Source organism: Bartonella machadoae, from assembly GCF_022559585.1.
In the GTDB taxonomy this organism is placed as follows: domain Bacteria; phylum Pseudomonadota; class Alphaproteobacteria; order Rhizobiales; family Rhizobiaceae; genus Bartonella; species Bartonella machadoae.
Genome location: NZ_CP087114.1, coordinates 2,524,867 through 2,539,745, shown reverse-complemented (window position 1 = coordinate 2,539,745; position 14,879 = coordinate 2,524,867). Strand labels below are relative to the sequence as shown.

At 36.0% G+C, this 14,879-nt stretch carries 14 protein-coding genes; 8 read left to right on the top strand and 6 right to left on the bottom strand.

The genetic code is table 11. The features are described from left to right. Nucleotides 1–379 precede the first annotated feature (379 nt). From rho to LNM86_RS12040, 6 genes are all read left to right on the top strand, one after another. Complete coding sequence (gene rho / locus LNM86_RS12065) at nucleotides 380–1,645, top strand: transcription termination factor Rho (protein WP_241437853.1); 1,266 nt, start codon at nucleotides 380–382, stop codon at nucleotides 1,643–1,645. A gap of 32 nt (nucleotides 1,646–1,677) precedes the next feature. After that, nucleotides 1,678–2,985 carry a tRNA uridine-5-carboxymethylaminomethyl(34) synthesis GTPase MnmE gene (gene mnmE / locus LNM86_RS12060; RefSeq protein ID WP_241437852.1) on the top strand — a complete coding sequence of 436 codons (1,308 nt, stop codon included), beginning with the start codon at nucleotides 1,678–1,680 and terminating at the stop codon, nucleotides 2,983–2,985. Nucleotides 2,986–3,094: 109 nt separating this feature from the next. After that, nucleotides 3,095–4,963, top strand: a complete 1,869-nt coding sequence (gene mnmG / locus LNM86_RS12055) for a tRNA uridine-5-carboxymethylaminomethyl(34) synthesis enzyme MnmG (RefSeq protein WP_241439019.1) — start codon at nucleotides 3,095–3,097, stop codon at nucleotides 4,961–4,963. Beyond that, entirely contained in the window at nucleotides 4,963–5,610 is a 648-nt protein-coding gene (gene rsmG, locus LNM86_RS12050) for a 16S rRNA (guanine(527)-N(7))-methyltransferase RsmG (RefSeq protein ID WP_241437851.1), read from the top strand. Before mnmG ends, rsmG begins: the two co-directional genes overlap by 1 nt. Before the next feature lie 6 nt (nucleotides 5,611–5,616). Then, nucleotides 5,617–6,414 (top strand): ParA family protein, encoded by a 798-nt coding sequence (locus tag LNM86_RS12045; protein WP_241437850.1) that lies wholly within the window; start codon nucleotides 5,617–5,619, stop codon nucleotides 6,412–6,414. A 44-nt stretch (nucleotides 6,415–6,458) separates the two neighbouring features. Continuing rightward, nucleotides 6,459–7,364 carry a ParB/RepB/Spo0J family partition protein gene (locus LNM86_RS12040; RefSeq protein WP_241437849.1) on the top strand — a complete coding sequence of 302 codons (906 nt, stop codon included), beginning with the start codon at nucleotides 6,459–6,461 and terminating at the stop codon, nucleotides 7,362–7,364. Between the two features lie 93 nt (nucleotides 7,365–7,457). Here the strand turns inward: LNM86_RS12040 and LNM86_RS12035 are convergent, their stop codons facing one another. The 6 genes from LNM86_RS12035 to dapF form a co-directional block, all read right to left on the bottom strand. Continuing rightward, nucleotides 7,458–7,643 (bottom strand): hypothetical protein, encoded by a 186-nt coding sequence (locus LNM86_RS12035; RefSeq protein ID WP_241437848.1) that lies wholly within the window; start codon nucleotides 7,641–7,643, stop codon nucleotides 7,458–7,460. Between the two features lie 228 nt (nucleotides 7,644–7,871). After that, nucleotides 7,872–8,633, bottom strand: coding sequence for a hydroxyacylglutathione hydrolase (gene gloB / locus LNM86_RS12030; RefSeq protein WP_241437847.1), 762 nt, complete (start codon nucleotides 8,631–8,633; stop codon nucleotides 7,872–7,874). A 69-nt stretch (nucleotides 8,634–8,702) separates the two neighbouring features. Continuing rightward, complete coding sequence (locus LNM86_RS12025; protein WP_241437846.1) at nucleotides 8,703–9,392, bottom strand: septation protein A; 690 nt, start codon at nucleotides 9,390–9,392, stop codon at nucleotides 8,703–8,705. Then, nucleotides 9,389–10,621 (bottom strand): signal recognition particle-docking protein FtsY, encoded by a 1,233-nt coding sequence (gene ftsY, locus LNM86_RS12020; RefSeq protein WP_241437845.1) that lies wholly within the window; start codon nucleotides 10,619–10,621, stop codon nucleotides 9,389–9,391. The genes LNM86_RS12025 and ftsY overlap by 4 nt, the downstream gene beginning before the upstream one ends. 15 nt (nucleotides 10,622–10,636) lie before the next feature. Beyond that, nucleotides 10,637–11,920, bottom strand: coding sequence for a tRNA (N(6)-L-threonylcarbamoyladenosine(37)-C(2))-methylthiotransferase MtaB (gene mtaB, locus LNM86_RS12015; RefSeq protein ID WP_241437844.1), 1,284 nt, complete (start codon nucleotides 11,918–11,920; stop codon nucleotides 10,637–10,639). Continuing rightward, nucleotides 11,920–12,771, bottom strand: a complete 852-nt coding sequence (gene dapF / locus LNM86_RS12010) for a diaminopimelate epimerase (protein WP_241437843.1) — start codon at nucleotides 12,769–12,771, stop codon at nucleotides 11,920–11,922. Before dapF ends, mtaB begins: the two co-directional genes overlap by 1 nt. Before the next feature lie 238 nt (nucleotides 12,772–13,009). Here dapF and LNM86_RS12005 point away from each other — a divergent pair, with 238 nt between their 5' ends. Further along, nucleotides 13,010–13,555, top strand: coding sequence for an AprI/Inh family metalloprotease inhibitor (locus LNM86_RS12005; RefSeq protein ID WP_241437842.1), 546 nt, complete (start codon nucleotides 13,010–13,012; stop codon nucleotides 13,553–13,555). A gap of 98 nt (nucleotides 13,556–13,653) precedes the next feature. Next, nucleotides 13,654–14,838, top strand: a complete 1,185-nt coding sequence (gene zapE, locus LNM86_RS12000; protein WP_241437841.1) for a cell division protein ZapE — start codon at nucleotides 13,654–13,656, stop codon at nucleotides 14,836–14,838. Nucleotides 14,839–14,879 lie beyond the last annotated feature (41 nt).

The following is a 14,879-nucleotide window of genomic DNA, read 5'->3' as shown; positions in this document are numbered from 1 at the left end:
ATAATTAATAATTCACATTAAACACAGGTATAAATAATAAAAATCCTCTTTTATAATCTATAATTTATTATAAAAATATAAAAAAACAAAAATAATCATATAATATGAATTTACTCATGATATAAAATAAATTATATAATTTCTTATGGGAGTTGATTTAAAATTTAGTTATTTTAAAAGTAATATTTTATAATGTAATTTATATAATTGTTTTTTTATAAAGTTACTTAACATCATAAAATAATAATTCGTGTAAATGATGCTTGCAGATTAAAAAAATTGAGTGTAAAATCTCGTTTTCTTATAAGAATATTTCATTCTTTATCTTTTTCATGTTTATTCTAAGGACAATTCCCCCATCAGTTAAAGAGCGTATTTCATGCAAGAAATGAAACTACAAGAACTTAAAAGTAAAAATCCCGTTGAACTTGTTTCTTTTGCTGAAACATTAGAAGTTGAAAATGCTTCTTTGATGCGCAAACAAGAATTAATGTTTGCTATTTTAAAAAAACTCGCTTCACAAGATGTAGAAATTATTGGAGAAGGAGTCGTTGAAGTTTTACAAGATGGATTTGGATTTTTGCGATCTGCTGATGCCAATTATCTTCCAGGACCTGATGATATTTATCTTTCTCCTGCGCAAATTCAGTCTTTTTCTTTAAAAACAGGTGATACGGTTGAAGGTCCTATACGGAGCCCAAAAGAAGGCGAACGTTATTTTGCCCTTCTTAAAATTAATACGATCAATTTTGAAGATCCTGAAAAAATTCGTTATAAAATTCATTTTGATAATCTTACGCCTCTTTACTCAAATGAACGTTTTCAAATGGAAATACAAAATCCTACCGAGAAGGATATGTCATCACGGGTCATTGACTTAATATCTCCATTAGGAAAGGGGCAGAGAGGATTAATTGTCGCACCTCCTCGAACAGGAAAAACGGTTTTACTTCAAAATATTGCCCATTCTATCACGACTAATCATCCTGAATGTTACCTCATTGTTCTTCTGATTGATGAACGACCAGAAGAAGTTACTGATATGCAGCGTTCCGTAAAAGGAGAAGTTGTTTCCTCTACTTTTGATGAACCCGCAATACGTCATGTTCAAGTAGCTGAAATGGTTATTGAAAAAGCAAAACGCCTTGTTGAATATGGGCGTGATGTTGTTATTCTTCTCGATTCTATTACGCGCCTCGGACGTGCTTATAATACGGTTGTTCCTTCATCAGGTAAAGTTTTAACAGGTGGTGTAGATGCAAATGCGCTACAGCGTCCTAAACGTTTTTTTGGTGCTGCACGTAATATTGAGGAAGGTGGATCTTTAACCATTATTGCTACGGCTTTGATTGACACTGGTAGTCGTATGGATGAGGTTATTTTTGAAGAATTTAAAGGAACAGGTAATTCAGAAATTGTTCTTGATCGTAAGGTTGCTGATAAGCGTATTTTCCCAGCTATGGATATTTTGAAATCTGGAACACGTAAGGAAGAGCTTTTGGTTGCACGGCAAGATTTACATAAGATTTTTGTACTTCGTCGTATTTTGACACCCATGAATGTAACTGATGCGATTGAATTCTTAATTGATAAATTAAAACAGACGAAAAACAATAGTGAATTTTTTGATTCAATGAATACATAAAAACATTAAGTTTTTAGCTTAGGATATATCCTGTGGATACAATCTTTGCTGTTTCGAGTGGGTTGTTACCTTCAGGGGTAGCAGTTATTCGGCTTTCTGGTCCTCATGTTGTGAATATTGTTAAGACGCTTTGTGGTTGTTTACCTAAAGCGCGATATATGCATTATGGAAATCTTACTGCTCGTGATGGCAGTTTTTTAGATTCTGCTTTAACTGTTTTTTTTCCTGCTCCTCATAGTTTTACAGGGGAAGACTGTGCAGAGTTTCATTTACATGGAGGAAAAGCTGTTGTTAATCGTTTTCTTGATGAATTATCTACATTTTCTGGATGTCGTCTTGCAGAAGCGGGTGAGTTTTCACGTCGTGCCTTTATGGAGGGAAAATTAGATCTTGTTCAAGCAGAAGGTCTTGCTGATTTAATAGAAGCAGAAACAGAAAGTCAGCGACGTTTAGCTATTATGGGAACAAGTGGACGTTTAACAGCGCTTTATCGTGATTGGCGTCATAAACTTATGAAAGCACGTGCCTTTATTGAAGCAGAACTTGATTTTGTTGATGAGGCGGATATTCCTGATGCGATATCTGATAAAATTTGGAAAGATATGGAACATCTTTGTGTTTCTCTTAGAGAACATATTGATGAAGGGGAACGCGCGAGTATTTTGCGTGATGGGTTGAAAATTGTTATTGCTGGTGCTCCAAATTCTGGAAAATCAAGTATTATGAATCGTTTGGCTGGGAGACCTGTTTCGATTGTGACAGAAGAAGCAGGGACGACGCGTGATGCTTTAGAAATGAGGTTGGTTCTTGGTGGTTTACCTGTTTTTTTAACCGATACTGCTGGGTTAAGAGAGACAGAAAATAGAATAGAGAAATTAGGAATAGAAGTTGCTAAGCAGCATGTTAAGGATGCTGATTTGGTTGTTTTAGTTTATGATATAGGTCATCCAAAAGAGGTTAATTTACCAGAAACATCAGCTGAAATATGGCGTGTTGGTAATAAGCTTGATCTTTATAAAAAAAATGGGAAGAATTTTTTTATACAGTTTTCTGCTTTAACGGGTTTAAATTTTGATGATTTTATTAAGGAACTGGAGTCATTTTGTTCACGTCGTGCTTCTGAAATTGGAAATCTTGTACCAGCACGTAAAAGACAGCTTCAATTATTAAAAGAGGCTGTTAAAGAAATTGAGGCTTCTGTGCATTATACTTCCCTTGATTTAAGTTTACGTGCAGAACATCTTCGTCGTGCGAGTGATTTTCTTGGAAAAATTACTGGAGATATAGATGTTGAAGATTTGCTTGATATTATTTTTTCAGAATTTTGTGTTGGTAAATAATGATTCACGTGAAACATTGATTATTTAAATAGACACATCTCAAAGATTATGTATTTTATATCTTGTTTCACGTGAAACTTTAAAATGGTTATTTATGGAATGAATTTTGATGCAATTCTATGATGTTATCGTTGTTGGAGGTGGTCATGCAGGCTGTGAAGCAGCTTCAGCTTCAGCCCGTGTTGGTGCACGGACAGCTCTTGTTACACATAAAATATCAGCATTAGGAACAATGTCATGTAATCCTGCTATTGGGGGGCTTGGAAAAGGGCATCTGGTTCGTGAAATTGATGCATTGGATGGTCTCATGGGGAGAGCAGCAGATGCAGCTGGAATTCAATTTAGACTTCTTAATCGACGTAAAGGTCCAGCAGTAAGAGGACCTCGTACACAGGCCGATAGAAAACTCTATAAAAAAGCAATACAAAATTTTTTACAAGAACAAGATAATCTCATTCTCATTGAAGATGAAGTTGTTGATCTTATTGTTAAAGATGATTGTGTTTCAGGGGTTGTTTTAAAAAATCAAGGAAAAATATTTTCTGGTGCTGTTGTTTTAACAACAGGTACATTTTTAAATGGTTTTATTCATATTGGTGATAAAACATGGGCTGCTGGTCGTATGGGGGATAAATCAAGTGTACAACTTGCTGAACGTTTGAAAAGTTATAATATAAATCTTGGAAGATTAAAAACAGGAACGCCTGCACGTCTTAGTAAAAAAACAATTGATTGGGAGTCTCTTCAAAAACAGCAAGCTGATCAAGATCCCGTTCCCTTTTCTCTTTTAACAGAAAAAATTGAACAACCACAAATTGAATGTGCTATAACACGTACAAATACGCAAACACATCAAATTATTCGTGAAAATATTCATAGATCTGCTTTATATTCTGGGAATATTGAAGGATTAGGACCACGTTATTGTCCTTCTGTTGAAGATAAAATTGTTAAATTTGGCGAACGTGACGGACATCAAATTTTTCTAGAACCTGAAGGGTTAGATGATGATACTGTTTATCCAAATGGTCTTTCTACCTCTCTTCCTGAAGATGTACAAATTTCTTTTTTGAAAACTATTGAAGGTTTGGAAAATGCTGAGGTTTTACAACTTGGTTATGCTATTGAATATGATTTTGTTAATCCACAACAATTAAAGAAAACATTAGAGTTACGCTGTTTACCAGGATTGTTTTTAGCAGGTCAAATTAATGGTACAACAGGATATGAGGAAGCAGCGGCACAAGGTCTTTTAGCTGGATTAAATGCCGCACGTAAAGTCGGTAAATTAGAGGAAATACTTATAAGTCGTTCTACAGCTTATATTGGTGTTATGGTAGATGATTTAGTCTCACGTGGCGTTTGTGAGCCTTATCGAATGTTCACATCACGTGCTGAATTTCGTTTGTCTTTGCGGTCTGATAATGCTGATGTTCGATTGACACCTTTAGCACAACAATGGGGTATTGTGAGTAAAATGCGTTGGGATTGTTATAAACAAAAACAACAGCGTCTTGATCAAGCACGATCAATATGCCAGGCGCTTTTTTTAACTCCTAAGGAAGCTTCTGCTTATGGATTACAAGTCAATCAAGATGGGGTTCGGCGCTCTGCTTATGATTTTCTAGCTTATCCTCATATAACCATAGAGTGTCTTTCACAATTTTGGCCACAATTACAATCCATTGACTCTAAAACTGTTGAATCCTTAGAAATTGAAGCACAATATGCAGTTTATTTAGAGAGACAAGCACAAGATATAGCTTCTCTTCAGCGTGATGAACGTCTAGAGATACCCTCTTCTCTTGATATTCAATCAATCTCAGGTCTTTCAAATGAATTGAAGACTAAAATCCAACAACTCTCACCACGTTCAATCGCGGATGCTCAAAAAATTGATGGGATGACACCAGCAGCATTATCTCTTATTATTACCTATATTCAACGTCAACGACGCGAAAAGGCTAAATCAGCTTAATGGATATTTCTATAGAACAAAAATATCAAGCACTCTTAAATATTGTTCCTTCTGTTTCACGTGAAACGATGGAGAATTTAATACAATTTGAAAATTTAATTACGCAGTGGAATTCGCATATTAATCTGGTATCTCATGCGACAATACCAGTTCTATGGACACGCCATATCTTGGATTGTGCGCAAATTTATCCATTATACAGTGATTTTTTGCATTGGTGTGATCTTGGATCAGGTGGTGGATTTCCCGCAATCGTTATTGCTATTTTTCTGAAAGAAAAAAAAACAGGGCATATTGATCTTGTTGAGAGTAATGGAAAAAAAGTCGCTTTTTTGCGAACAGTTATTGCTCAACTTAATCTTCCAGCAAAAGTTTATCATTGTAGAATTGAAGATGTATACAAAAAAATAGATATGCCAGAGATTATAACAGCGCGAGGATTAGCCTCTCTTGATGCTCTTCTACAGCTTATTTTTCCGCTATTAACAAAAAAAACAATAGCTCTTTTGCAAAAAGGTCGGGATTACGCTACAGAAATAAAAAATGCCTCTGCCAATTGGCAGTTTGATCTGCTAAAACATAAAAGTAAAATTGATGAAAATTCTGTTATCTTAGAAATTTCTCATGTTCGATCATATAGAGGGTAAAGCAAAATGAGCGAAACACGGATCATCGCTATTGCAAACCAAAAGGGTGGAGTCGGAAAAACGACCACTGCAATTAACCTTGCAACAGCTTTAGCAGCTATTGGCGAAAATGTTCTTATTATGGATATTGATCCGCAAGGGAATGCAAGTACAGGATTGGGAATTGATCGTAATAGCCGTCCTTTATCTTCTTATGATGTGCTTATTTCAGGAATTTCAGTCACAAAAGCAGCTTTAAAAACAGCTGTTCCAAATCTCCATATTGTCCCCTCTACACTTGATCTTTTAGGTGTGGAAATGGAAATTGCTTCCTCACAAGATCGCATTCAACGATTGCGTAAAGCCCTCTGTGATGATCCGAAGATGGAAAAAAAATACAGTTATATTCTCATTGATTGTCCTCCGTCTCTTAATCTTCTCACACTTAATGCTATGGGTGCTGCTGATTCTGTTTTAGTGCCTATGCAGTGTGAATTTTTAGCACTTGAAGGATTAAGTCAATTGCTTGAAACAGTAAAACAGGTGCGATCTGTTCTGAATCCATCTCTAGAAATTCAGGGTATTGTTCTCACAATGTATGATGGACGGAATAATCTTTCGAATCAAGTTGTCCAAGATGTGCGCTCTTTTATGGGAGATAAAGTTTATCGTACTGTTATTCCACGAAATGTGCGGGTATCAGAAGCGCCTTCTTTTGGTAAACCAGTATTGCTTTATGATTTAACATGTGCTGGTAGTCAGGCTTACTTGCGTCTCGCTTCGGAAGTCATTCAACGCGAAAAACAAGCACATGCTGCTGCTTAAAAATGTAAAAATAATTTTTATAAGAAAACGCAAAGAGAAAAACTATGAATGATGATCAATCAAAAAAAAGACTGGGTCGTGGATTAGCAGCATTAATTGGGGATATCAGTTTAAATAATGATTTTACACGTTCATCAAATACTGACAAATTTACGGATCCAACTACAGCATCCCCTGTTTCTGAAAGATTTGTTCCCCTTGAATCTATTTCATGCAATCCGCATAACCCACGACGCCATTTTACCGATTCGGAACTTGATAATTTAGCACAATCAATTCGCCAACACGGTGTTGTTCAACCTGTTATTGTGAGACCCTCACGTGATCATCCTCACCGGTTTGAATTGATTGCTGGAGAAAGACGGTGGCGTGCGGCACAACGAGCAAATTTAAGCAAATTACCAGTCATTGTTCGCGATGTAGATGATAAAACAGCTTTAGAATTGGCTATTATTGAAAATGTTCAACGTGCCGATCTTAATCCTATCGAAGAGGCAATGGGGTATGAAATTTTACTCAATGAACATGGATATACGCAAGCCGATTTAGCACAAGTCATTGGAAAAAGCCGGAGTCATGTTGCTAATACGCTTCGTTTATTAAAGCTTCCACAAAAAGTGCAGCAATTTTTGACGGATGGGCAACTTTCAGCAGGCCATGCACGCTGTCTTATCACTGTCGATAATCCGCAAGAATTGGCTGAAAAAATTATTCGTGAAGGGCTCTCTGTACGTCAGACAGAAATACTTGCCTATGAACAGGCAAATCCTAAAGTCAAAAAAAGAACTATTGTGGAGAAAGATACAGAAACAAAATCTTTAGAAAAATTACTTGCAGATGTTATTGGAATGAAGGTCATTATCCGGCATGGTAAAAAAGGTGGTGATCTAAAAATACATTATTCTTCGTTAGAGCAATTGGATGATATTTGTCGACGTTTGCAAAGTTAAATTTATTGTCTAAGAAAAGATAAGCTATTTACAACTTCCTCTTAAAATAACGAGCATTCTATATAAATATTTTTTACCAAATTCTAAATTACTTTAAAATACAGAATTTTTTTCAGGAGAAGAAAAACCTTCTCTTTTAAAATCTCTAGGGGAGGATTCATTTAAAAGTTCTGTTACTGTTGCCTGAATTGCCAAATTGCCAAGAGCAAAATCTCTTGGTGTAATATTATTTTTTCTTAAAAGAGCCATAAGTTTTGGTTGATCAGAAATAAGAGCCATAAAATCTTAAGATTATTCTCATAACTCTTATGGGATGTTGTTGACTTCTCTGGTGGTAAATTTTTACAATCTTTTTCAATTTGTTCCATTCTTATGAGAAAATCTTCTGTTAAGATATAATTTTCTAGAATATATGGGAAATCAAACGCATTGTTTTTTCATTTGCTATTGTCATTTTGGTGTATAAAACAAAAAGAAAAAACAAGTGGTATACAAACCTTAACATAACTAGAAATTATCTTTTCTTCTTCGGATTTCAGCAAAGACCTCTTCGTCTGTGTGATTTTCCATTGCAAGTTCTTTTCGCAGCGTGCTACTATCCCAGCGAAGAAAGGGATTAGTAGCTTTTTCTTGTCCTAAGGTTACTGGTAAAGTCATTGCGTTTTTTGTGTGTAATAACAAAACTTCTTCGACTCTTTGACGGAGTTTTTGATTGTGTGGGTCAATTGTTAATGCAAAAAGAGCATTATTTTTTGTGTATTCATGACCACAATAGAGAAGTGTTTCATCGGGAAGCTGACGAAGTTTTTTTAAGGAGTTTAACATCTGTAAAGGTGTTCCTTCAAAAAGACGTCCACACCCCAATGAAAAAAGTGTGTCTCCAGCAAAAAGAACACCTTCTTCAGGAAAATAATAAGATAATGCACCTAAAGTATGACCAGGTGTTGAAAGAGCTAAAAGCGGGCACGTACCAAAGAGAAGTTTTTCATCAGGTTGAAGTGTTTGATCAAGATGATTGATTTTTTCTTTCTCTGTTTCCGGTCCAATCACTACAGCTTTATAAATTTGTTTTAGCTCTTCCAGTGCTGCTACATGGTCATAATGATGGTGCGTGATAAAAATAGTTTGAAGCGTCCAATTGCGGCGTTTTAGGGCTCTTTGAATCGCGTTACTTTCCGGTGCATCAATTGCTGCTGTGTAACCGCTTTTTTCGTCATGAATGAGTACACCAAAATTATCTTCTCGACAGACAAACTGTTCAATTAACACATATTCCCTCCATAAATGATGTAATGTCGATAAATTTACAAAATAATTTATAGTAATGAAGGTATTGTTTTAAGAATTAGATTTATCCTTTTCTGGAAAAAGACCCTCTGAATGTTTAATGATAAGAGGCATCTGAGTAATCATGAAAACAACCGTTATGGGCATAACACCAAATACTTTAAAACTCGTCCAAAAGTTATCGCTAAAGTTACGCCAAACAACTTCATTCAAAAGAGCAAGAAACACGAAAAAAAATGCCCAGCGATATGTGAGTTTTTGCCATCCTAAATCATCAAGTTTTAAAGTAGAATCAAGGGCGTAACGCAAAAGTGGTTTTTTAAAAAGCATGCCACCAAAAAGAATAAGAGCAAATAAGCTGTTAATGATTGTTGGTTTCATTTTGATAAAAGTGTCATTATGAAGCCAAAGAGTTAAAAATCCAAAGACAAGAACGAATATTCCTGAGATGAGAGGCATTATGGGAATTTTTCGTGCAAAAACCCATGATAAGCTTAGTGCAACTATGATTGCTACCATGAAAATAGCTGTTGCAGGGAAAATAGGTTTACTAAAATTTTTAAAAATCCCGATATTATTTATCAACCACTCTCCCTTGTAATTAGCAAGGAAGAAAATAACCAATGGTCCCATTTCTAAGAAAAATTTAAGGGTGGGTGAAAGAGAAGATTTTTGATTGTCATTGGTCTTCTTTGAGTTGAAGTTATTATGCGAATGAGGTTTAAATGAAGTTTTTTTCATGCGTGTCTTCCTGCAATGGTTTCGGCAAATTCAGAAGCAGAAAAAGGTTGAAGATCCTCTATATTCTCTCCTATGCCGATAAAATAAACGGGTAATTTATATTTTGCTGCAATGGCAACAAGAATTCCTCCCCGTGCTGTACCATCGAGCTTTGTCATGATAAGACCATTAACGCCAGCAATATTACGGAAAATATCTACTTGTTTCAGCGCATTTTGCCCAGTTGTTGCATCAAGTGTTTGAAGAATTGTATGAGGTGCTTGGGGAGAGTGTTTACCTAAAACACGAATAATTTTTGCCAATTCATCCATCAACTCTGTTCTATTTTGTAGACGTCCAGCTGTATCAATAATCAAGACATCACTGTTTGCTTTTTTTGCTTTTTCATAAGCATCAAATGCTAGGCTTGCAGCATCCGCTCCTAGTTTGGTTGAAATAACAGGAGATCCTGTGCGTTCACCCCAAATATGGAGTTGTTCAATAGCAGCAGCGCGGAATGTATCACCAGCAGCGAGCATAACTTTTAATCCTCCTGCGGTGAGCTTTGCCGCAAGTTTTCCAATAGTTGTCGTTTTTCCAGTACCATTTACACCTACGAGTAAAATAACATGAGGCTTATGATTAAGGTCAAGTTCTAGTGGAATTGCAACAGGTTCCAATACTTTTTTTATTTCGTCAGCTATGATGGTATGAATGTCATCTGGAGATAAATTTTTCTCATAACGATTAGAAGCCAAAATATCAGTAATCCGCGTGGACGTTTCTACACCAAGATCAGCTTGAATAAGAATATCTTCCAATTCTTGTAAGGTTTCTTCATCAAGTTTCCCTTTAACAAAAAGGTCTCCAATCGACCCGCTTAAGCGTTGTGAAGAAAGGGCTAATCCTTTTTTTAGACGTCCAAACCACGCTGTTTTTTTCTGTTCAGCAGAAGATTCAGATGAAAATTCTTCGTTTCTTTTTTCACTAATTGTATCTGTAACAATTATTTTTCCAGAATGTGGTGCAAAAGATGGAGTTTCCTCATCACAATTTTCAGGTGTTGCCTTTTGATTTTCTACCTGTTCTTCTTGTTCTCTCTCTATAGAGGGTTGATCGTTTTTTATGTCTTTATTTTTATATTCACTTTCTTGTGTCGTATCTGCTTCATGAGGAATGGAAACACGTTCACTTTCCTGTTGTTTAGATTTGTTAAAAGAGAATATTTTTTTGATAAAAGATTTTTTCATAAAGTTTTTTCCTGATCAAGCGGCATTCAATTTTGGAAGGACAGCAATCAATTTATCACCATCATGATCAACAATAAGGGCTTGAACAATAGTTCCAGCTTTTACACCTTTAATTTGTGCAAGAGTATAATCTTCTGTTCGTCCAATTTCATCTTTTTCAACAAGAATTGTTTGTTGACTATTTTGTAAGTGAGCAAGATGTTTCTTATACGCCTCATCACCTGCTTTGCGTAATCTTTCTGCACGCATTTTAACCACTCTACGGTTGACTTGAGGCATACGCGCAGCAGGTGTTCCTTCTCTTGGAGAAAAAGGAAAGACATGAAGATGTGTTAAATTACAGTCATGAATTAAAGAGAGACTATTTTCGAACATTTCTTCTGTTTCGGTTGGAAAACCAGCAATTAAATCAGCACCATAAACCATTGTAGGACGTTTGGCACGTAAATCTTGGCAAAATTGAATTGCATGTTCGCGCAAATGCCGCCGTTTCATTCTTTTAAGTATCATATTATCGCCAGCTTGTAAGGATAAATGTAAGTGTGGCATTATTCTTTTTTCATAGGCTAAAAGATTAAGGAGTTCTTCATCTGCTTCAATAGAATCGATTGATGAAAGGCGTAATCGAGGCAAATCAGGAACGTGGTGTAAAATACTCGAAGTTAGTTTTCCTAGAGTAACTTTTCCAGGGAGATCGTGGCCATAACTTGTAAGATCTACACCTGTTAGAACCACTTCTTGGATACCATTGTTTATCAATTGTTTAATTTGTTCAATAACAGCCCCCATGGGAACTGAACGTGATGGCCCACGTCCATAGGGAATAATGCAAAAAGTACAGCGATGATCACATCCATTTTGTACTTGTACAAAGGCACGGGTACGTTCTTCCATTGCACTTACCATGTGTGGAGCAATTTTCTCTACTTCCATGATGTCATTAATACGCAATTTTTCAGAATGATTGATGCCAAAATCAGGAAGTTGACGGTAAGAATGTGCATGAAGCTTGTCTTCATTCCCTAAAACAAGATCAACCTCTGACATTGAGGCAAAATTCTGCCCTTCTGTTTGTGCCGCACATCCTGTTACAATAATGCGGGCATGAGGATTTTCACGTCTTGCTTTGCGAATAGCTTGTTTTGCTTGTCGTACAGCTTCAGCTGTGACAGCACAGGTATTAAAGATAATGGCACCGTCTTTAAGCTTATCTAGTCCCGAGGAAGAGCTTTCTTTGCGTATGATTTCCGATTCGTAGCTATTTAATCGACAACCAAAAGTTACAATTTCTATTGTCATCAAGAGAGATCCTTTTTGTAACTCCCTGTTAAAGGGTTTAAAAAACCACTAAATTCATATTTGATTGGACCTGTCATGATAATGTGATCATCTTCTCGATAAAAAATATTAAGCATTCCCCCTGGTAAATTCACATCAATATGGCGTTTTGTGAGTCCACGTCGATAAGCAGCTACCGCACTTGCGCAAGCAGCGCTACCACATGCTTGTGTTAATCTAGCGCCTCGCTCCCATGTACGTAAATTTAGGCTTTTCTTTGACGAGACATAAGCGATAGAAATATTACAGCGTTCTGGAAAAAGAGGATCATGTTCAAGTTTTGCTCCATAGATTTCTAATGGAATCTGTTGAATGTCATTTTCAACAAAAAAAATAGCATGAAGATTACCAATGGATACAAGGCAAGCATCTCTTAAAGGACCAGCAGTGATTTCTACGTGATTGGTATCAACTATTTCACGTGAAACAGGCATCTCTTTTGCATTGAAATTGGGCTTCCCCATGTCAACAGAGATCAGTCCGTCCGTTCGGCGTTTACCTTCAATAATTCCAGTGGGCATTTCCAATTGAAAAGTTTCACCAAGATTGTGATCTGTGAGCCATGCGATTACGCAACGGGTACCGTTACCGCAAGCTTTAGCTATTGAACCATCCGCATTCCATATTTCAATACGAAAATTGGCTTCTTTTTTAGTTGATGTATGAATAGCCATAATTTGATCAAAATGCGTTTGAGGATCTGCCGATAAAGCAAATATTGCTTGCTGTGTAAGCGAATGTGTGCTTTTACGCATATCAATAACAATGATTTGATTACCAAGACCGTTCATTTTACTGAAAGGCGTTTTCATGAAATTTCTCTATTTTTAATGATTGCTACAAAAGATATATGGCTGAAAATATTATGAATTTCTAGTACTTAATCATGAAATAATCATAAAATTGATGGCAGAAAATTATTTATTACTTAAAATAAGTTATTTTTATCCTATTTTTTAAATTTATTAATTTATCTTTGTAAAATGCCATATAACACATGTTCACCTATTCTTTGAGTGAATTTATTTAGTTATGGGAAAGAGTATAGATATGCCATTTTTTAAAAATTCGTCTTTCATTGCAATATCAATGGTTATGTTCTTAGGGGGATGTTTAACATCGCGATTTGATAGAAGCGATAATAATAACACAGCAGAAGTTTTTTATCCACTTCAAGAAATGCCAACAGAAGTGATGCCTGATCCTTCCTCTTCTTATTATTCCTCTTCTGAAACAGCAGAGGTTTCAATGTATGAGAAAGGAGATTCTCAAAGCGATGGGCGAATGGCTAGTCTCGAATTGCCAAGTAGTGCTGTTGATTTGTTTCCTGCAAGTATTGCTGGAGTGTGGAATCTCTCTATGGATGGTAAAGTTTGCCGAATTGCAACGCCACAAACAAAATTTGGCCAAGGATACCGAGCTGGTCCTTTACATTGTCCGGGAATCATTTCTCAAGTAAATTCGTGGGCTGTTAAAGGAAAAAGATTATATCTCTATAATAATGCAGGACGCGTTATTGTTGCCCTTTATTCTTCCAATATTGATCGTTTTGAGGGACGTACAATTGATGATCGTCCCGTTATTTTAAGCCGTTAGATTGTTTTTGTCCTGTTATGAAAAATTTAAAATATAGACACTGGTTTATGACAAAAGCGCGTCTCTTTCATTGAAAACGGGTTATAAAGGTTGTTTGGATGATTTTAGTGTCAAGGCGTTATAAGGAGTTGGTATATAAAGGAGAAATCAGTTTTGATCCTGCTCAATTGGCTTTAGCTGAGCATTTTGATCATTTATTACAAGATATTATGGAACAAAATGTTTCGCGTCCTTGGCTGTTTTGGCACTTTTTCAAGAAGAAAAAACAAAATTTTTTTCGTTGTTCAAGGCAAAAGGATGATTCCTTACGGGGGTTATATATTTATGGTGAAGTAGGACGAGGCAAAACCATGCTTATGGATTTGTTCTTTTCTTGTTTGCCAAAAGAACGTAAAAAGCGTGCTCATTTTAATGATTTTATGGCTGATGTGCATGAACGCATTAATTTTTACCGTCAGGCGTCAATAAATGGAAAAGCTGGAAAAGCTGGAAAAGATAATCCTATTTTAGCTGTTGTTGAAGATCTTGCACAAGAGGCTCGGGTGCTTTGTTTTGATGAATTTAGTGTAACAGATATTGCTGATGCCATGGTGTTGGGACGTCTCATCTCGGCTTTGTTTGATAAAGGCGTTTTCTTTATTGCGACTTCAAATGTTGCTCCCGATAATCTTTATTACAATGGTTTAAATCGAGAGCTTTTTTTGCCCTTTATTCACGTTTTGAAAGCACATGTTCGCATTGTCAATCTTGACGCTAAAACAGATTATCGTCTTGAAAAATCAAATCTACAACATGTGTATATAACACCGTTAGGGTTGGAAGCAAATGAGCACATGGATCAAGCTTGGGCATTGGTGCTAGAAGGGCAAAAAGAAACTTCTGATGAACTTACTTTAAAAGGGCGTTTTATTCATGTTCCACGTTCTGGTGAAGGATGTGCACGTTTTGACTATCGCGATTTATGTGTAAAGCCCTTGGCAGCAGCTGAGTATTTAGCATTGGCGGAGCGTTATCACACGATTTTTGTCGATAATGTTCCTGTCATGGATGATACATGTCGCAATGAAACAAAACGGTTTATTTTACTCATTGATATTCTTTATGAACGCCACATAAGATTATTTATGTCAGCGGCGGATGTCCTTGAAAATCTATATAAGGGACGAGCTCAGACAACGGAGACATTTGAGTTTAAAAGAACACAATCACGTCTTTTTGAAATGCAAAGCCAGGATTATTTGAAACTTTGGGCAGAACATTTTCTTTTAAAGGGGGAAAGTTGAACATAACTTTATCTTTATGTAAACCATAAGAACAATAACTC